Below are 16,592 nucleotides of genomic sequence, written 5' to 3'. Positions count from 1 at the left end.
CGCAAGTATGACTTTCCGGTGACAGTGAGACGCATCGGTGACGACCAACAGCCCGGAAAAACCGCCGATAAGTAGAGTCCTAGCCCACTACTACGGCCTGAATATCGAAGCATCCAGGGGACGACAGAGAGTCTGTTGTCCCCTTCATGCTGACTCCACACCGTCAGCGTCCGTCAACCTCGACAAAAACCGCTGGAATTGCTTCGTCTGCAACCTCAGCGAAGACAGCTATGCAGTCATCATGCGTGAAAGGAGCTGTGGCTTCCGTGAAGCCCAAGAATTTGCACATCGCGAATTCGGTGGAGATAGCCAAGGCCTACCATGGGATGTACGCGGGGAGCCCCGCAGAGGACTACGTGGCCGCGCGAGGGCTCGAGGAAGTAGCAGCGCGATTCGGCCTGGGCTATGTAGGTTCGGCGATACCTGGTCATGAACGGTATGCGGGCCATCTTGCCATCCCATATCTCCGGCCTGCGGGCGGAAAGAACTCAGTAGCCACCGTTCGATTCCGCTGCATCGCTGACAGGTGCGTTAAGGACGCAGACGGAAGCTACCTCTTCTTCAAGGGTGAGAAGGAACGTCACGAGGGTCATGGGAAATACCTGACGCTGCCGGGCGACCTGCCACGGCTGTTCAACACGGCCTCACTAATCGAGACCAGCCCGTATCTGGTCCTCGTCGAAGGCGAGTTTGACGCAATGACGTGGACCCTGGCAGGCGTACCGAGCATTGGAGCCCCGGGTACCGGAACGTGGCGGGACTACTGGTCACCCGCTCTCTACGGCTACAAGAGGGTTTTCCTTATCGCCGAGGACGCTGCAGGCCTCACATTCATGGACCAGCTAGCAACAGAGCTGGCTAACGCCTCAGTTATCCAGATGCCCGGAGACCTGGATAGTAACGCGACCTACCTCCAATACGGCATCAACGCTCTGCGGGAAAGGATCGGGCTGTGAAATACAAGTTTGGCGACAAAGTGCGAGTCGCCGCAAGCTACCGCTATGCCGGTTGCACCGGCTATGTCTACGCAGTCAACTCCTATACGACCGCCCCCTACCCGTACGGAGTGCTGCTCAACATCGACGGAACTTCTAAGGGCATGGGATTCGGTGAAGACGAGCTAGAGCCGGACGCCTCACTGACAGTCGGCGACAGCGTGAGCCAACCGAGCCACTACACATGGCTTCCAAACGGCGTCGAGGTCATTGACCTGACGGAACACCTGAACTTCAACAGGGGCAACGCAGTCAAGTACATCGCCAGGGCAGGCAAGAAGGACCCTTCTGCTGAGCTAGAGGACCTGCGCAAGGCACGGTGGTACGTCAATCGCGAGATCGAGCGAATAGAGCGAGGAGCCAAGCATGCCTGAAATAGCATTTGATCCAGCTGTCTTGGAACTGAACGACGACCAGGTACTGACGACTCTTCGTGAAGTGGTTGCCGAGAGCCCTCACTATGTGTACTCACCCCCGCAGCATCAAGATAGACACGACTGCTATTACGTTCACACCAGTTGGGACGGGACTCCCGAGTCCCCCGGATGTGTTGTCGGAGTGGTCTTGCACCGATTGGGTGTGCCGCTCGAATACCTCGCCCAATACGAAGGTTGGGCCGCAATGCGCCTGCTTGACAGCCTGCCAGTTGCCCTCTCCGCGCGCACTATTAATGCCCTGGAGAATATACAGTGCGCACAGGACAACGGCCGCCCTTGGGGCGAAGCCTATACGGATGCAACAGGGAAGACCATTTGAAGCGAATAGTTATAATCTCTGACCTCCAAGTCCCCTACCACGAACCCAAAGCCCTCAGTAACCTCATCAACTTCATTGGTGATTACCAGCCTGACGAGCTCTACCAGATTGGTGATCTGAACGACTACGAGACCCCGTCCCGCTGGAATGAGGGGACACGGCTGGAGTACCGGCAACAGGTCCGGAGTGATTCAGAAACCACCAAACGGAAGGTATTGGAGCCGATCCGGCGAGTCTACGAAGGCCTCTTCGGAATCCTCGAAGGAAACCACGACCTGAGGCCCCGTACATACCTTTCCAACAAGGCCCCCGCCCTGGCCGAGTACGCCGACGACTTCCACTTCTCCAAACTTCTCGACTTCGACGGCTTCGGCATCGACCTGACCCCCTCCTTCCACCCAGTCGGCCCCGACACAGCCCTGATCCACGGTCACGAGATCAAGGGCATGTCGAACATCGCCGGAACCACTGCGTTCAACCACGCAGCTAAGGCCGTGCGCAACGTCGTGATGGGGCACACTCACCGCCTTGGAGTGCGGCGGCAAGGCCCGAGCCACCTCGGCGGCCTCCGGTGGGGCTTCGAAGTCGGGCACCTCATGGACCCGCGAAAGGCGCAGTACCTCGGAGCTGGGGCCGTGGCCAACTGGCAGGCAGGATTCGGAATCCTCTACGTCGGCGACCACGAGGTTTCCCCCTACGCCGTTGACGTTCGCCGAGACGGCTCGTTCGTCGTCGAGGGAGAGCGCTACGGCAAGATTCTTCGAGGTGCAGGCGGGCGCTTCGCACGCAAGGAGGCAGCATGACAGCTGTCGACTGGGTCCGAATGGCTGACCTTGCGGACAAGGCCGCTCGATCCATATCCGCCGCATGGAGCGTTGTCGAGAAGGACGACGTCAAGCAGGAGATCTTGACCCGAGCATACGAGTGCCGCCCCGTCCTCGAAGAGCACTGGGAGAACGAAGGCTTCCTATACAAGTTCTGTCGGAAGGTCGGCACCCAGTACGCCTCTGCTGAACGAGACGCACGCGATGTGACAGACGATCAGTACTACTACACACCCGGCGAAGCCAGACAAGCTCTCTCAACGTTCATCTACAGCGATGACGAGATAGGGCAGATGGTGGGCAAGGAAGACGACCTGCTGATCGGCCGGATCACAGACAATCTCATGTCCGCCCGCCTTGACGCCTCTCTGGCCATCAACCGCCTTCCCAAGCAGACCCGTGAATTGCTCATGCGGCGCTATGTATTCGGTCTTCCCCCGGCAAACGACACAGAACGCAAGGCCAGCAACCGGGCTATCGATGCACTGGCCCGACAGATGAACCGCGACCTCCGGAGGCGATGAGTGCACACCCCTAGCCCGTTCGATGGAGCCTCCCCGTGGGGCGAGCCTGAGAAGCCCAAGGAGAACAAGCCTGTGGTAGAAGACGAGCGCCCTAGCGCACCTTTTGAAGCCGGAGTAACCATCAAGTTTGGTGCAGGGTTTGATGCTCCGTGGTGGACTCCACGTGTGCACGGCAACACCCCGGATGAGGTCGCTAAGGGCACCGTGGCCCTCCTCAGGGCGTTCGTCGAGAACGGGGGACCGGAGGCCCTGACGCACGTCGCCATGCGGGCCCAGGCCGCCTACAGCCCGCCGTCTGGAGGTTCTGCGGCTCCAAAGGAGTTCCGGGATGGTCGAGTCCAGCCCAAGGCGCCCGCCGCCGGATCCATACCGGGCGACGACTGCCCCCACGGCCGGACACACCGCAAGGGCGAGTCCGCCCGTGGGCCCTGGGAAGCCATGTTCTGCAGCGCCCCGCAGAAGGCGGACCAGTGCAAGGCGCTGTTCCTGCAGAAGGATGGCTCTTGGGCCTGACGCCTTACCGCTAGACAGAGGCACCGTGATGGGGCCGGGGTAACCCGGCCCCTTTTTTCTTTAGGGGGCTGATGCGGCACATCCCATATCGGATAAAGGGCCAGCCGATATCCATCCGAGTAGTTGAAGACGAACGCGACCTCTCGGAGTTCTCCGAATGGATCTCACGCCAGCGCATTGTCGGATTCGACACCGAGACGACAGGCCTTGACTGGTGGAACGCTGGCCGTGGCTTCTACCTCCGACTGGCCCAGTTCGGCACCGGCGACGAAGCGTTCGTCATCCCCGTTGAGAAAGGTCTGGTATTTGCTCAGGCTGTGCGCACAGCCCTGCAGCGCCTCGAAGGCCTGATAGCGCACAACGGCACCTACGATCTCCACGTCGTTGAGCAATGCTTGGGCATTCCCATGGAGGACCTTGCGCCCAAAATGTGGGATACCAAGATCCTGGCCCACCTCGTGGACCCGAGAGCCGTCAAAGAGCAAGGACCAGGCCTCAAGCTGGAAGAACTAACCAAGTTCTACATCTGCGAGAAGACGGCCGAAGAAGTCAAAGGCTCCATACGAGAGCTAGCCCAAAGGTACAAGACGACCAAAGACAAGATCTGGGCACTCGTCAGCCTGCAGGATAAGGACTTCAACCGCTACGCGGGAATGGACCCCATACTCGCCTTCAGGCTTTTCCAGATCCTCTACCGCCTCATACCAGCCCGCTCTAAAATCCACGGACTCATCGGCTGGGAACACCGACTAGCCCACGTAACCGCCAAGTTGGAACGAACCGGGTACCTCCTCGACGTCGCATACGCCGAGAAGCGATGCGCCGAACTGATAGCCGACCAAGAGCACTGGGAGGCTGTAGCTCAATCGTTCGGCGTAGAGAATCCGAACTCCAATAAGCAACTAGCCGAAGCCTTCCTATCTATGGGAATCAAGCTCACCAAGAGAACACCCAAGGGCGAGCTAGCCATGGACGACGCCGTACTGGTATCCCTCCAGCACCCCCTAGCCGAAGCGGTCATCAAGTCTCGAAAGGCCGGGAAATGGCGTAAGACCTGGTTTGAATCCGCCCTCAACAGCAGAGACGCTGACAACCGCGTCCACGCATCGATTAATACAGTCGGCGCCCGCACCGCCCGGATGAGCATATCCGGCGCAGTACCAGCACAAACCTACCCCTCCGGATCGGGCTACGTCCGGCACATGTGGCTAGCCGAGGAAGGCCACGTAAGCGCAACAATCGACTACGCCAACATGGAATTGCGGTACTCGGCTGCGACCAGCAGAGACCACACGATGCTGAATGCCTTTCAGAAGGGGCTTGACCTACACCAGATCACGGCAGGCGCTGCCGGAGTAGCCCGGAAGATCGGAAAAATGGCGAACTTCCTTACCGTTTACGGTGGCGGCTGGAAGGCGCTTAGGGTCCAAGCCGGTGTGGACGAGGAAACAGCCCGCAAGACTCTGAAGGCCTTCAACGAGACTTACCCGGGAGTCGGGGCGTTCTCGAAACGTCTTGCAGACGAAGCCAGGAAGACCGGCTACGTCTACACGGCCACTGGCCGCCGCCTGCCCGTGGACAAGGGCCGCTGGTATGCAGCCCTGAACTACTACGTCCAGAGCGGTTCCAGGGACATCACAGCCCGTGCCCTGCTGGAACTAGACGAAGCCGGTTTCACACCGTACATGCGGCTCCCGATTCACGATGAAATCGTCTTCTCGTTCCCTGAGAAGCAGGCCGCAGGCATGGCCCACGAAGCCGCCAGGCTCATGGAATTCACCGTAAACGGACTCCTCATCCCGGCCGACGCCGAGATCGGCCAACGCTCCTGGGGGAGCGTCCTCGAGCTCGAAGCAAGCAAGCATTAGGAGACACATGGACGACGACAGCGCATTCCAGGACCTGATCAAGGGCCTCGAGTGGCAGATCCACGCAGACCGCTACCAGACCCTAGGAGCCCTGGCAGTGCTCGCGGCCCGGCTCTCAGGCGCCGTCTACACAGAGGCAGTGCTGGCAGGCGTCCCGGCCTCCCTGGCCCAGGAGATGGCTACCGACAGCTGGGTAGCAATGCTGGGCGAAGACGGCACCCAGCCCGCAGACGCTGACACGCCCGAGGGGACAAGCTGATGGCGAAAGTTCTCGTTGGCATAGTGAAGATCGAAATGACGCATGCTGAGCTAGCCCTAATCCGGAGGGGGTTGGAACTCATCAAGGATTACGGAGACTACGAGGACGTGGTCGCCACCAGCCAACTGCTCTCAGATCTGGAAGTCACCCATGGCTGACCTCTCATCATTCTCTGACAACGAGGTACGAGTCCTCTCCGACATGACTGAAGAGTGGATCGACAAGGACCGGCACGGCCACTTGGCCTCTGATCTGGCCTACAGCCCGGAAATGATTCAGGCGAGCGATGACCTGTACTCCGCTACTGCTGCCGAGTGGCGGAAACGGGGGCTGTATGCCTGAGCCTACCTCTCGAAATGGGAAATGAAAGGGCTGGTTGAACCTAGTGCTGTCATTGGGGAAGCGATAACGGCACTAGGCGCCTTAGGGAACTCCGGTCGGATTGGGGAGCTTGAGATTGAATCCCGCCCTAAAAAGGGGTGCCCGTTCATGGATTGGGGGTACCGGCTGACATCCCGCCCCAAAAGTCAGTAGAGGGGTTTTTCCGGCTTTGATAGCGAGAAAGGGTCCACCCTGCTAGAGGCGGGCCCTGTGCGGCCAGTCTAAGCGTCGTAACTTTGCGTGTCGTTGTAGACCAGGAACTGAATTCCGCCGGAGGCGTGGTTCGTAGTGAATCTGAGTGTTGAAGTTGTGATTGTGGACGACGAGGATAATGAGTATCCGTACGATCCTGACCTCCTTGACTAGGTATGAACAAAGCCCCCTGGCTCCGGCCAGGGGGCCTTTTATGTTCAGGAGGGGAATCCCTCGAACGGGTTAGGTTTGATAACCAGGCGGCTACGGATGTCCTTCGGGATGAGCACCTTCATTCTGATAATCTTCTCGCTCCTGTCTGCCCCGTACTCCCTGTGAAGGTGTATCTTTACACCGCCTCGCTCTAGGGCTTCTTCAAGCCCCTCTACGCCGCGCTTCTTGTACTCTTCTGCGTAGCTGCGACCAGTACCCCTGACTTCCCATCGGTCCTTAAGTGCTTCCGGCGGAAGGTTCTCAAGCTTCATCATGAGAGTCTTTAGCCTCTCCTCCGACATGAGCTTGATAGGTTCAGTTCTCGTGAGAAGCCCACCAGGCTCCAGACCGGATACGTAGTAGCTGACCTGTTCGTGGAGAAGCTTTGCTTCTTCTCGAATCTTGTCGGCCTTGTAGTAGATGCGCTCTTCTACTTCGTAACCGCCAATCTTTTCGAGAATTTGCCTGACAACCTCGGAATAGATTTCCTCCGCGTGCGGCATGGGCTTGCCCTTACATCCCGTGCACCTGACGAGTGTGGGTTTAGGGTTCCCGTCGGCTGCAAGTTTCCGGAACCTTGCAGCGACAATGGATCTATTGCAGTCGGGGCAGATAAGGGAGTCGCGGAAGAGGGTGCTTCGGTACTCAAACTTCTGCTTCGGCTTGGACTGGCTGTCCATAACCTCTTGAAGCTTCTTGAACAGGTCTTCTTCGAGTACCGCTTCGGCTATCTTGATCTTCTCGCCGTCTGCGTTGAGAACGTATTCCATGTCATGCCTCGTGCCCGGCTTGACTCTGGTTCGGTGGCCGGTAAGAGCAGGATTCCTGAGGATGAAGCGAAGAGACGTCTCGGTAAGGGTGCCTCCGCTCTTTCCTGTGAAACCTGCTCGGCGGAGTGTTTTGACTAGTCTGGTGGGCCCGACGCCTTCTATTCGCCTTCTGGCTGCCCACCTCACAGCTGCAGTCTCACGCTCATTGAGTACCCGGCGGGGAATGCCGTCTTCACCTCTAACCGAGTCATAGCCGAATACCGGCTGACCCTGGTTCCTGTCCGAGTTCACCTGATGATGCCGGTAGGCGGCACCCACGCGCTTGGAAGTATTGGCGGCCTCGATGTTGGCCATGAGTGCCATGAACTCTCGGATGGCTTCATTGATCAGGTCAAGGATGGGATCTCCTGTACCTGCCATGTCCATAAGTTTGGGCTCGGAGAAGGATACCAACTTCTTGTCGTGGTCTTCTGCCCACTTGATCATATAGGTGAGATCCTGGCGACGCCGGATAAGGCGATCCAGCTTCCAGAACATCAAGATGTCGTATTCCGGAAGTCGGTCAGTCAGCCAGGGGGTCAGTGCCTTTCGCTTCCAAGGGGCGAGCTTGGACGCACTGACGTTGAGATCCTTGACTACTTCGACTACGCGCCACCCACGCTTGTCGCACTCGCCGCGCTGGTCTAGTTCCTGACGGGCGGGGGAGGTGCTGTCTTCCGTGAGGAGAGAAAGACGTACCGAGATGATCGCTCGGGGTGCGTTGTCCGGAAGCGATGCTTGCCGAACCTCGTGAAGCCGAAGCTCTGTCAGCTCGGCGTCCGTCCACTCAGGGTTCAGCGCAGCAAGTATTCGCTCTTGGGTCTTCGAGGCCATTCACCGGAGGTTACACGCCTGTAGATCGCCCAGTCCGTCTACAGCGCTGCAACCGCCTATGACTGGGTTACACCGGCGTAGATGGAGGAGTCCGTCTACAGCCAGCTGAGGCTCGAGCGCTATCCCGAGCCCGCCTGGATCGTGGCGACCGCGGGCACCGGCGGCACCTCGGCGACCATCGCCCGCTACACGCGCTACATGCAGTACGACACGCGCGTGTGCGTCGCCGACCCCGAGAACTCCTGCTTCTTCGAGGGCTGGCGTGACCACAATCCCGCCGCGACCAGCGACCGGGGATCGCGCATCGAGGGCATCGGCCGCCCGCGCATGGAACCGAGCTTCCTGCCGGGCGCGATCGACCGGATGATGAAGGTGCCCGACGCGGCGAGCGTCGCGGCCGTACGCGCCCTGGAGCGGGCCATCGGGCGCAAGGCGGGCGGATCCACCGGCACCGGCCTGTGGAGCTCGCTGAGGATCGTCGCGGAGATGGTCGGCGAGGGGCGCGCGGGCAGCGTCGTCACCCTGCTGTGCGACCCCGGCGAGCGCTATCTCGACAAGTACTACTCCGACGCCTGGCTCGCCGAACAGGGCCTGGACATCCAGCCCTACGTCATGGCCATCGACGGCTTCCTGGCGACCGGCCGCTGGCCCGGCTGACGCCGTCCGGAAACCGGCGTCAGGAGACCGGCGTCAGGAGACCGGCGTCAGGAGACCGGCGTCAGGAGACCGGCGTCAGGAGAACCGGCGTCAGACGGCCGCCAGGCGCCGGTCCAGCGCGCGCACCGAGTCCCGGAAGGCGTGGCCGAGCACCGGCCGGACCAGCCGGAACACCGGCTTCCACACCGCCGGGACGTCCACCGCGATCCGCCACTCGAGCAGTGTGCCGCCCCCGGCCGGTGCCAGCCGCCAGTCCTCCAGCAGCGCCCGCGGGCCCGGCATGTTCGTGACGTCGACGCGGTAGGCGTAGCGCGCGGCGGGCTCCACCGCCACGACCGTCTCGGTGAAGCGGGCCAGCCCCACCAGCCTGATCTCCCGTCCCCGGCGCCCGGCGCGCTCCACCTGCCGGGCGAGCGTCACCGCCCGGAACCAGCGGGGCCACGCCTCGACCTCCTCGGCCAGCGCGCGGTGGACGTCCGCCGGGGGCGCGGCCATCCTGGCCGAGAACACCAGCAGGACGGGCGCGGTGTCGGCGAACCCGAGCCCCACCGGGCGCAGAGCGCGTGAGCGTGACCCTCGCGTCATCGGACAACCTCCGCAGTCGGCCCGGACCGGGCCCGTCCACGTTATCCGGCGGGCCCCTGGATGTCTGCGGCCGCCCCGGACACCCCGGATCCCCCGGCCACCACCAGCTCCGGCAGCCGCTCGGCGATCTCCGCGCGCGCTCCGGCCGGCATCCCCGCGTCCGTCACCAGCGCGTCGACCTCCTCGAGGGTGGCGAACGAGCTCAGCCCGACCGTCCCCCACTTGGTGTGGTCCGCCAGTGCCACCACGCGCCGGGCGGAGCGCACGAAGTGCCGGTTGGTCTCGGCCTCCGCCAGATTGGGCGTCGACAGGCCCGCTTCCGCGGATATGCCGTGCACCCCGATGAAGAGCACGTCGAAGTGCAGCGAGCGGATCGCCGCGTCCGCGACCGGGCCCACCAGCGTGTCCGACGGGGTGCGTATCCCGCCCGTCAGCACCACGGTCGGCGCGCCCGGCCGGGCCGCGGGCCCCGAGCCGCCCGGTGGGCGCCGGGCGTTGTGGAACACATCGGCGACCCGTACCGAGTTCGTGACGATCGTCAGATCCGGGATGTCCACCAGGTGCTGAGCCAGCACGAACGCCGTCGTCCCGCCCGCCAGCGCTATCGAGCCGCCCCGCGCGGCCATCCGGGCCGCCGCCCGCGCGATGTCCTCCTTGGCGCCGAGCTCCAGCGTCGACTTGGCCTCGAAACCGGGCTCGTGCGTGGTCGCCTCGGCGACCGGGACCGCGCCGCCGTGCACCTTCTCCACCACGCCCTGCCGGGCCAGCGCGTCCAGGTCGCGGCGGACGGTCATGTCCGAGACGTTCAGCCGCCGCGTCAGCTCGTTGACCCGCACCCCGCCGCGCCGCCTGACCTCGTCGAGGATCAGGGCGCGACGCTGCTCCGCCAGGAGATTCTGGTTGTCGCCCACCCGAACCGTCCTTTCCGGTCGACCGCTGCTCGCCGTGCGCGCACATCCTCCCACGCGCGTACGACAACGGTCGTATTCGTTCATCGGGGTCAGGTGACCACCTCCCATCGACCCACCAGTTCACGGCAGTTCGGGCAGATCCTCCGGGTAGAGCAGGGTGAGATCGTCCGTGCTCGGCGCAGGCAACTGGGCCACCCGGCCCGCGTGCCGCTCGACCATCGCCTCGAAGGTCTGCCGGGCGGTACGGCCGTTGCCGAACGCCGGCCCCCTGGGGATGGCGGCGAAGTACCGCAGCAGCGCTTCGGCCGCCCCCTCGCCGATCCGGTACTCGTGCTCGTCCGCCTGCTGCCGCACGATCCGCAGCAGCTCGTCCGGCGCGTAGTCGCCGAAGGTGATGGTGCGTGAGAACCGCGAGGCCACCCCAGGGTTGACGGTCAGGAAGCGCTCCATCTCTGCGGTGTAGCCGGCGACGATGACCACCACCTCGTCCCGGTGGTCCTCCATCAGCTTCACCAGCGTGTCGATGGCCTCGCGGCCGAAGTCCCGCCCGGAGTCCTCCGGGGCCAGCGCGTACGCCTCGTCGATGAACAGCACGCCCCCGCGCGCCCGGTCGAAGGCCTCCTGGGTGCGGATGGCGGTCGAGCCGATGTGCTCGCCCACCAGGTCCACCCGCGAGACCTCCACCAGGTGGCCGCGCTCCAGCACCCCGAGGGCGGCCAGGATCTCGCCGTACAGGCGGGCCACGGTGGTCTTGCCGGTGCCCGGGGAGCCGGTGAAGACCAGATGGCGGCGCACCGAGGCGGCCTTGAGCCCTGCCTGCTGCCGGCGGCGGCCCACCTCGATCATGTCGGTCAGCGCCCGCACCTCGCGCTTGACGCTGTCCAGGCCCACCAGCGCGTCCAGTTCGCCGAGCACGGCCGCCGACGACCGTCCCGCGTCGCCGTCCGGCTCGGGCGCCCGGGGAGCGGGCGTGCGGGGCCCCGGCGGCGCCGCGGCCGGCCGGACGGCCCGCTCCACGGCCGTCGCCGTCACCGCGGCCCCCCGCCCGGGGCCTTCGTCGCTCGTACAGCCCTCGCTGACAGGCCCGTCCTCGGCGAACTCGTAGCCGCCGCGCGCGCACCGCTCCGTGCGGCACCCCCGCAGCGTCGCCCGGCACCCGTCGATGACGTGGAAGCCGTAGCCGCCACTGCCCGTCACCCGGCAGCCGTCGAACGTCCCCCGGCCCTCCGCCGACACGTAGAAGCCCGCCTCCCTCGGCGAGGTCACCGTGCAGCCCTCGACGAGGGGATCGGCGCCCTTGGTGACGATGACGCCGGTCGACGTCGCGTCGATGGCGCAGCCCGTCAGCGTGCCGCCGCTGCCGTGTCCCCGGAACCAGGCCCCGGTGGTCGCCTCCCGGATCCGGCAGTCGGCCAGCCGCGCGCTCCCGCCGCCGCTCACCGACACCGCGGTGCCCCGCACACGCGACACGTCGCTGTCGGTGACCTCCGCGCTCGAGCCGCGGTCCAGCACGAACAGGGCGTCCGGCACGTCGTGCACCCGGCACGAGGCAAGCTCGGCGCTCGCGCCGTCGCTCACCCACACCGCCGGATAGTCGCCGGTGCTGTCGTGGATCTCGCTCTGCCCGGCCTCCACCCGGGTGCCCGGATCCCACACCGACAGCCCGTTGCGGCCGAAGCGGCGCACCGTCGAGCGCGTCATCGTCAGCACCGAACGCGAGCGCAGGTCGACGCCGTTCTCCGGCACGTCGTGGATGTCGCAGTCCGCCAGGGCCAGCACCGCATCGGTGTCCAGCGTCACGCCGTCGGCGGACGTGCGGTGCACCCGGCAGTCCGTCAGGCGCCCGGCGGCGCGCGCCGCGACCTGCACGCCGGTGCCCCGGATCTCGTACACCTCGCAGCCGACGGCCTCCAGGGCACTGCCCTCGCCCGTCAGGGACAGCCCCGCACCGCGGGAATGATGGACGCGGCAGCGCTCGAGGCGCGGTTCCGCGCCGCCGCGCACGACGACGCCCGCCTGCCCGGCGGCCACCACCTCGCACTCCTCGAAGACACCGCCCGCGCCGTCGAGCACGCTGATGCCCACTCCGCCCGGATTGTCGACCGTGCAGCGGCGGACGGCCGGCCGGGCCGCGCCGCGCACCTCGATGCCCGCCGCCGAGCGTGTGACCACCCGCAGATCCGCCAGCTCCGGCGATCCGTCCTCGATCAGCAGGGCCGGCTCGGCCGCGTCATGGCCCTCGATCAGCAGATCGCGCAGCGTCGCGGAGGACCGTACGGTCACGGCGACGCCCTCGGCCGGGGCGATCCGCACCGAACCCGGCGCGCCCTCGCTGCCCCGCAGGGTGACGGCTCGCGCGACGACGATGTTCTCCCGGTAGGTGCCCGGGGCCACGGACAGCACGTCGCCGTCGCCCGCCGCCTCCAGGGCCGCCACGAGCGAGTCGTACTCTCCCGTGCGCCGTCGCCAGCGCGACGTGCCGGTGTGCGTCACCTGGACCACCGAGCCCTGTGCCATGGTGCTGCTGTGCCCCCACCTCGAGTGTGCGTGCCTCCGGGACGGACGCGTACCGGCGGCACCACCGTAGCGCGCGGGCGGCACACGGGGCGGCTGCTCGGCCCGTTGTCAACTGCCCGCGTCCGCGCGGCCCCAGGTGTGCCCGGCCCGTTCCCAGGCCCGGTCCCACTGGGCGTACCGGCGCCGGGCCAGGTGCCACACGATGAGCCTGCGCGCCCCCTCCACCAGCCCGGCCGTCCCCGCGGCGGCCCCGAGACCGGCGAGCACGGCGTGCACGGCGGCGGTGGCCTCGTCCATGGGACGCGGGGCCACGTGCCCCTGGTCGTCGGTCCACAGCGGGAACCGCTTGCCGGGGACGGCGGACTGACGGGCGGCCACCAGCCCGGTGTGCTCCCGGCCGTCCGGTCCGGGCCAGCGGGCCAGGACGCGGTGGTAGCCCTCGCGGCCCGCGCCCGCCTCGCGGTCGGTGCCGTCGCCCCCGCCCGGCACGGCCCGCACGGCCGTGGCGCTCACCAGGTGCCGGTGCCGGTGCTGTTCGCGGACGGTCTCGCGCAGCGCCGTGTGGGCGGCCGAGCCCGCCGCCCAGCCGACGACCGGGCCCGTCATGAGGACCAGCACCACGGCGGCCACCCCGGCCCAGGCCTCGAGGACATCGCTGCGGCGGCGCAGCGGATTGCGCCGCCATCGCCATACCAACGTCGTCGCACGCACGGTGCTCACCCCCTTACCCGTCCGTAGTACCTCACCGGGGGCGGCGCATGCGGAGGAAGGCGGTGTGGAGAGGAAAATCACCCCTCGCGGATGCCCGGCGGGGCGGCGCGTTGACGAGAGCCGTGACAAGAGGGGGCGGGCCGGGGCAAGTCGGGATTCAGTCGAGTATCTCCACCGCGTCGCCGACCCGGATCACGCCGGTGTGCTCCGGGATGAGGTTCTGGCCGAACACCAGACTGCCGCCGATGCGGTGGTGCCGGGCGAGGGTGCGCAGCGGCTCCTTGCCCTTCTCGGCGGTGCGCTGGTCGACCGTGGTCACCACGCAGCGGCCGCTGGGCTTGGCGGCCCGGAAGGTGACCTCGCCGATGCGCACCCGCCGCCAGCCGTCCTCGGCCCAGGGCTCGGTGCCGTCGACGACCGCGTTGGGCCGGAAGCGGTCCATGGGCAGCGGGCCCTCGGCGGCGTGGCCGCCCTCGGCTATCAGGGAATTGAGCGCCCGGAGGGAGGCGGTCGTGGTCACCAGCAGCGGATAGCCGTCGGCGAAGGTGACGGTGTCGCCCGGCAGCGAGTGGTCCGGGTCGACAGGCCGCCGCCGGGACGGGTCGTCCATGTGCATGAGCCGGGCCTCGACCCCCAGGTAGGCGCTCAGCCATGCGTCGGCGGCGGTGCCGGCGGGCACCACCTCGACCTTGTCCTTGAACACTTCCGCGACGACCGTGCCGTTCCCGGGACCGGGAACGGCCACGTCGATCGGTGCGACCCCCGGGGCGGTCATCCGGACCCCGCCGCCCGGCAGGAGCTCGGCCGAGGCCAACGCGAGCCTGGGCTCCTGCCGTTGCGTGATCAGCCGGGCGTCCTGGTCGACGACCGCCCATCTCCGGTCCCCGGCGAGCCCCCACGGCTCCACTGCCGCCTCGCCGGGTGAGCACCCCGCCATCGATTTGACCGGATAGAAGTGGACCGCTGTCAGTTCGGGCTTGGTCATGTGGTCATTTTGCCAGCCGGATATGACAGTTGGGCGGTCCGTGCCTGCCGGATCCGCGGCGTTCGCGGAGCCCCGGCAGGGCGCCGGTCAGTAGCCGCCCTGCTCCGGGTAGGGACGGCTGTTGTACGGGTCCTCGTACTGCCCTCCGGCGGGCCGGGGCGTGACGGGGCGCATGGCGTCGAAACCGGCCGGGCCCGCGGACGCCGCGGGGCGCTGCTGCTGGTACTGCTGCTGCGGTCCGGCGGGGCCGCGCGGCGCCGAGGCCTGCTGCGGGATGTACGGGCCGGCGGCCTGCTGCAGGCCCATGGGCTGCACCGGGCCGGGGCCGGGGCCGGCCGGGCCGGCGTTGCCGCCGTACTGCGGAGCCTGCCCGGCGTAGCCGCCCTGCGGGCCGTGCGGCCCGGGGTGGGCGGACGGGCCCGACGGCAGGGCCGGCAGCGCGGGCAGACCGCCGCCGCTGCGGAAGTCGTACGGGGACGACACCTGGATCGGCGCGATCTGCGGCGTACCGCGCTCGGCGACCAGGCTGTCGTAGATGGGGGTGTCCGGAAAAGACGACGAGGCGTAGTAGCCGCCGCCGTAGGTGCTGCGGGGGGAGGTCATAGCCCATAAGTTAAGCCCATGGTGTGCCGGTTGGGGAGGCCGGTATGGGGGTTGATTGCGGTGCTCGGAGGGGCTGCGGATTACTAAAGCGAGCGAACCTGGGAAAAACGGTCGCAAGGTACGTTGGGATCGTGTAAAGACGGCCCTCGGGAGGGGTGCATTGTGGCAATGCTCAAAGGCGCCAATGTCCGGATTCCGGCGCAGGTGGTACGGATCGAGCTCGGCTGGCGCGCAGGACCCGGAGTCCCTGATGTCGACGCCTCCGCGCTGCTGCTGACGGGGGGCAAGGTCCGCTCCGACGCCGACTTCGTCTTCTACAACCAGCCCGCCCACGCCTCCGGCGCCGTGCGCCACGAGGGCAAGCGCCCCGCGGGCGGCGCCATGGCCGACACGCTCACCGTCGACCTCGGCGCGGTCGAGCCGGGCGTGGAGCGCGTGGTGCTCGCGGCCTCCGCCGACGGCGGCAGCTTCGGACAGGTACCCGAGCTGCACATCCGGGTCACGGACGCGGCCGGCGGCGCGGAGCTGGCCCGGTTCGACAGCCGGGACGCCACGGTGGAGACGGCCTTCGTCCTGGGGGAGCTCTACCGGCGGCAGGGCGAGTGGAAGTTCCGGGCCGTGGGCCAGGGCTACGGCAGCGGTCTGGCGGGCCTGGCGACCGACTTCGGCATCAGCGTCGACGACCCCGCACCGGCCGCCGCCCCCGCCGCACCGGCGCCCCCCGCACCCGCGCCCGTCATCCCGGCCCCAGCCGCGCCCGCCGCGCCGCCCGCCCCGGCCCCCGCCCCGGCTCCGCCGCAGCCCGTACGGCTGACCAAGGTGACGCTCACCAAGGAGGCCCCGGCCGTCTCCCTCACCAAACAGGGCGGCACCTCCGGCACCCTGCGCGTCAACCTCAACTGGCAGGTGCACAAGCAGTTCAAGGGCTGGGGCCGCAGACTGGGCAAGGCCATGGCCGTGCACAGCGACCTGGACCTCGACCTCGGCGCCCTCTTCGAGCTCAGCGACGGCACAAAGGGCGTCGTACAGGCCCTCGGCAACTCCTTCGGCGCACTGCACCGGCCGCCCTACATCCACCTCGACGGCGACGACCGCACCGGCGCGGTGGAGACCGGCGAGAACCTCACCGTCAATCTCGACCACATCGGCGCGTTCCGCCGCATCCTGGTCTTCGTCACCATCTACGAGGGCGCCCGCAGCTTCGCCGGCCTGCACGCCACCGTCACCCTCCAGCCGCAGCACGGCGCCCCGATCGACTTCTCGCTCGACGAGTGCACCGTGCTCTCCAACGTCTGCGCCCTCGCCCTCATCACCAACACCGGCGGGGACCTCGTCGTCCAGCGCGAGGCCCGCTACCTGGTGCCGGACCGCGGCGTCAGCCCGCAGCGCACCCTCGACCGCGCCTACGGGTGGGGCATGAACTGGACGCCCGGCCGCAAATGACCCCGCCGGCGC

The 16,592-nt window shown here is 66.5% G+C and carries 19 protein-coding genes and 1 pseudogene; 13 read left to right on the top strand and 7 right to left on the bottom strand.

Annotated elements, in window-relative coordinates; genetic code table 11:
• Positions 1 to 37: 37 nt before the first annotated feature.
• The 11 genes from ACIG36_RS13230 to ACIG36_RS13180 all read left to right on the top strand — a co-directional run bounded on the left by ACIG36_RS13230 (position 38) and on the right by ACIG36_RS13180 (position 6,081).
• Positions 38 to 433 (top strand): CHC2 zinc finger domain-containing protein, encoded by a 396-nt coding sequence (locus ACIG36_RS13230; protein WP_399926188.1) that lies wholly within the window; start codon positions 38 to 40, stop codon positions 431 to 433.
• Positions 327 to 956 (top strand): topoisomerase, encoded by a 630-nt coding sequence (locus ACIG36_RS13225; protein WP_399926460.1) that lies wholly within the window; start codon positions 327 to 329, stop codon positions 954 to 956. Before ACIG36_RS13230 ends, ACIG36_RS13225 begins: the two co-directional genes overlap by 107 nt.
• On the top strand, positions 953 to 1,369 hold the full coding sequence (locus ACIG36_RS13220; protein WP_399926186.1) for a DUF3310 domain-containing protein: 417 nt from the start codon (positions 953 to 955) through the stop codon (positions 1,367 to 1,369). Before ACIG36_RS13225 ends, ACIG36_RS13220 begins: the two co-directional genes overlap by 4 nt.
• On the top strand, positions 1,362 to 1,751 hold the full coding sequence (locus ACIG36_RS13215) for a hypothetical protein (protein ID WP_399926184.1): 390 nt from the start codon (positions 1,362 to 1,364) through the stop codon (positions 1,749 to 1,751). Before ACIG36_RS13220 ends, ACIG36_RS13215 begins: the two co-directional genes overlap by 8 nt.
• Positions 1,748 to 2,554 (top strand): metallophosphoesterase, encoded by an 807-nt coding sequence (locus tag ACIG36_RS13210; protein ID WP_399926182.1) that lies wholly within the window; start codon positions 1,748 to 1,750, stop codon positions 2,552 to 2,554. Before ACIG36_RS13215 ends, ACIG36_RS13210 begins: the two co-directional genes overlap by 4 nt.
• Positions 2,551 to 3,099: a hypothetical protein gene (locus ACIG36_RS13205; protein ID WP_399926180.1), complete on the top strand. Its 549-nt coding sequence runs from the start codon at positions 2,551 to 2,553 to the stop codon at positions 3,097 to 3,099. Before ACIG36_RS13210 ends, ACIG36_RS13205 begins: the two co-directional genes overlap by 4 nt.
• 165 nt (positions 3,100 to 3,264) lie before the next feature.
• Positions 3,265 to 3,612 carry a hypothetical protein gene (locus tag ACIG36_RS13200; protein WP_399926178.1) on the top strand — a complete coding sequence of 116 codons (348 nt, stop codon included), beginning with the start codon at positions 3,265 to 3,267 and terminating at the stop codon, positions 3,610 to 3,612.
• A gap of 71 nt (positions 3,613 to 3,683) precedes the next feature.
• Entirely contained in the window at positions 3,684 to 5,480 is a 1,797-nt protein-coding gene (locus ACIG36_RS13195) for a DNA polymerase (RefSeq protein ID WP_399926176.1), read from the top strand.
• A 7-nt stretch (positions 5,481 to 5,487) separates the two neighbouring features.
• Positions 5,488 to 5,739, top strand: coding sequence for a hypothetical protein (locus ACIG36_RS13190; protein ID WP_399926175.1), 252 nt, complete (start codon positions 5,488 to 5,490; stop codon positions 5,737 to 5,739).
• Positions 5,739 to 5,897 carry a hypothetical protein gene (locus ACIG36_RS13185; RefSeq protein WP_399926173.1) on the top strand — a complete coding sequence of 53 codons (159 nt, stop codon included), beginning with the start codon at positions 5,739 to 5,741 and terminating at the stop codon, positions 5,895 to 5,897. Before ACIG36_RS13190 ends, ACIG36_RS13185 begins: the two co-directional genes overlap by 1 nt.
• The gene (locus ACIG36_RS13180) at positions 5,890 to 6,081 is read left to right on the top strand and encodes a hypothetical protein (protein WP_399926171.1); all 192 of its coding nucleotides are present in this window, start codon (positions 5,890 to 5,892) and stop codon (positions 6,079 to 6,081) included. Before ACIG36_RS13185 ends, ACIG36_RS13180 begins: the two co-directional genes overlap by 8 nt.
• 449 nt (positions 6,082 to 6,530) lie before the next feature.
• On the opposite strand, the gene ACIG36_RS13175 is transcribed toward ACIG36_RS13180, so the two are convergent.
• Complete coding sequence (locus tag ACIG36_RS13175; protein WP_399926169.1) at positions 6,531 to 8,168, bottom strand: recombinase family protein; 1,638 nt, start codon at positions 8,166 to 8,168, stop codon at positions 6,531 to 6,533.
• Between the two features lie 87 nt (positions 8,169 to 8,255).
• On the opposite strand from ACIG36_RS13175, the pseudogene ACIG36_RS13170 reads away from it, so the two are divergent.
• A pseudogene (locus ACIG36_RS13170) lies at positions 8,256 to 8,825 on the top strand (pyridoxal-phosphate dependent enzyme); the annotation flags it as partial.
• 90 nt (positions 8,826 to 8,915) lie between these two features.
• Here ACIG36_RS13170 and ACIG36_RS13165 read toward each other — a convergent pair.
• From ACIG36_RS13165 to ACIG36_RS13140, 6 genes are all read right to left on the bottom strand, one after another.
• Positions 8,916 to 9,410, bottom strand: coding sequence for an SRPBCC family protein (locus ACIG36_RS13165; protein ID WP_399926166.1), 495 nt, complete (start codon positions 9,408 to 9,410; stop codon positions 8,916 to 8,918).
• 41 nt (positions 9,411 to 9,451) lie between these two features.
• Positions 9,452 to 10,321 carry a DeoR/GlpR family DNA-binding transcription regulator gene (locus ACIG36_RS13160; RefSeq protein ID WP_399926164.1) on the bottom strand — a complete coding sequence of 290 codons (870 nt, stop codon included), beginning with the start codon at positions 10,319 to 10,321 and terminating at the stop codon, positions 9,452 to 9,454.
• Positions 10,322 to 10,441: 120 nt separating this feature from the next.
• Positions 10,442 to 12,838, bottom strand: a complete 2,397-nt coding sequence (locus ACIG36_RS13155) for a right-handed parallel beta-helix repeat-containing protein (RefSeq protein WP_399926162.1) — start codon at positions 12,836 to 12,838, stop codon at positions 10,442 to 10,444.
• A 108-nt stretch (positions 12,839 to 12,946) separates the two neighbouring features.
• A complete protein-coding gene (locus tag ACIG36_RS13150) occupies positions 12,947 to 13,549 on the bottom strand; it encodes a hypothetical protein (RefSeq protein WP_399926160.1) in 603 nt (200 codons plus the stop codon).
• Positions 13,550 to 13,706: 157 nt separating this feature from the next.
• Positions 13,707 to 14,534 carry an MOSC domain-containing protein gene (locus tag ACIG36_RS13145; RefSeq protein WP_399926158.1) on the bottom strand — a complete coding sequence of 276 codons (828 nt, stop codon included), beginning with the start codon at positions 14,532 to 14,534 and terminating at the stop codon, positions 13,707 to 13,709.
• A gap of 87 nt (positions 14,535 to 14,621) precedes the next feature.
• Positions 14,622 to 15,137: a DUF6643 family protein gene (locus ACIG36_RS13140; RefSeq protein WP_399926156.1), complete on the bottom strand. Its 516-nt coding sequence runs from the start codon at positions 15,135 to 15,137 to the stop codon at positions 14,622 to 14,624.
• Between the two features lie 168 nt (positions 15,138 to 15,305).
• Here ACIG36_RS13140 and ACIG36_RS13135 point away from each other — a divergent pair, with 168 nt between their 5' ends.
• Positions 15,306 to 16,580 carry a TerD family protein gene (locus tag ACIG36_RS13135; protein WP_399926458.1) on the top strand — a complete coding sequence of 425 codons (1,275 nt, stop codon included), beginning with the start codon at positions 15,306 to 15,308 and terminating at the stop codon, positions 16,578 to 16,580.
• The last annotated feature ends 12 nt before the right edge of the window (positions 16,581 to 16,592 follow it).

The organism is Streptomyces sp. NPDC053048, from assembly GCF_044547045.1.
Lineage (GTDB): Bacteria > Actinomycetota > Actinomycetes > Streptomycetales > Streptomycetaceae > Streptomyces.
Note: the sequence above shows the minus strand (reverse complement) of the source record. Positions and strands in the feature narration are given on the sequence as shown.

Excerpts from the sequence above, each read along its gene's own strand:
- ACIG36_RS13225 (WP_399926460.1), top strand. The coding sequence starts at position 327 with ATGTACGCGGGGAGCCCCGCAGAGGACTACGTGGCCGCGCGAGGGCTC.
- ACIG36_RS13215 (WP_399926184.1), top strand. The coding sequence starts at position 1,362 with ATGCCTGAAATAGCATTTGATCCAGCTGTCTTGGAACTGAACGACGAC.
- ACIG36_RS13205 (WP_399926180.1), top strand. The coding sequence starts at position 2,551 with ATGACAGCTGTCGACTGGGTCCGAATGGCTGACCTTGCGGACAAGGCC.
- ACIG36_RS13195 (WP_399926176.1), top strand. The coding sequence starts at position 3,684 with ATGCGGCACATCCCATATCGGATAAAGGGCCAGCCGATATCCATCCGA.
- ACIG36_RS13190 (WP_399926175.1), top strand. The coding sequence starts at position 5,488 with ATGGACGACGACAGCGCATTCCAGGACCTGATCAAGGGCCTCGAGTGG.
- ACIG36_RS13185 (WP_399926173.1), top strand. The coding sequence starts at position 5,739 with ATGGCGAAAGTTCTCGTTGGCATAGTGAAGATCGAAATGACGCATGCT.
- ACIG36_RS13180 (WP_399926171.1), top strand. The coding sequence starts at position 5,890 with ATGGCTGACCTCTCATCATTCTCTGACAACGAGGTACGAGTCCTCTCC.
- ACIG36_RS13175 (WP_399926169.1), bottom strand. The coding sequence starts at position 8,168 with ATGGCCTCGAAGACCCAAGAGCGAATACTTGCTGCGCTGAACCCTGAG.
- ACIG36_RS13165 (WP_399926166.1), bottom strand. The coding sequence starts at position 9,410 with ATGACGCGAGGGTCACGCTCACGCGCTCTGCGCCCGGTGGGGCTCGGG.
- ACIG36_RS13155 (WP_399926162.1), bottom strand. The coding sequence starts at position 12,838 with ATGGCACAGGGCTCGGTGGTCCAGGTGACGCACACCGGCACGTCGCGC.
- ACIG36_RS13145 (WP_399926158.1), bottom strand. The coding sequence starts at position 14,534 with ATGACCAAGCCCGAACTGACAGCGGTCCACTTCTATCCGGTCAAATCG.
- ACIG36_RS13140 (WP_399926156.1), bottom strand. The coding sequence starts at position 15,137 with ATGACCTCCCCCCGCAGCACCTACGGCGGCGGCTACTACGCCTCGTCG.
- ACIG36_RS13135 (WP_399926458.1), top strand. The coding sequence starts at position 15,306 with ATGCTCAAAGGCGCCAATGTCCGGATTCCGGCGCAGGTGGTACGGATC.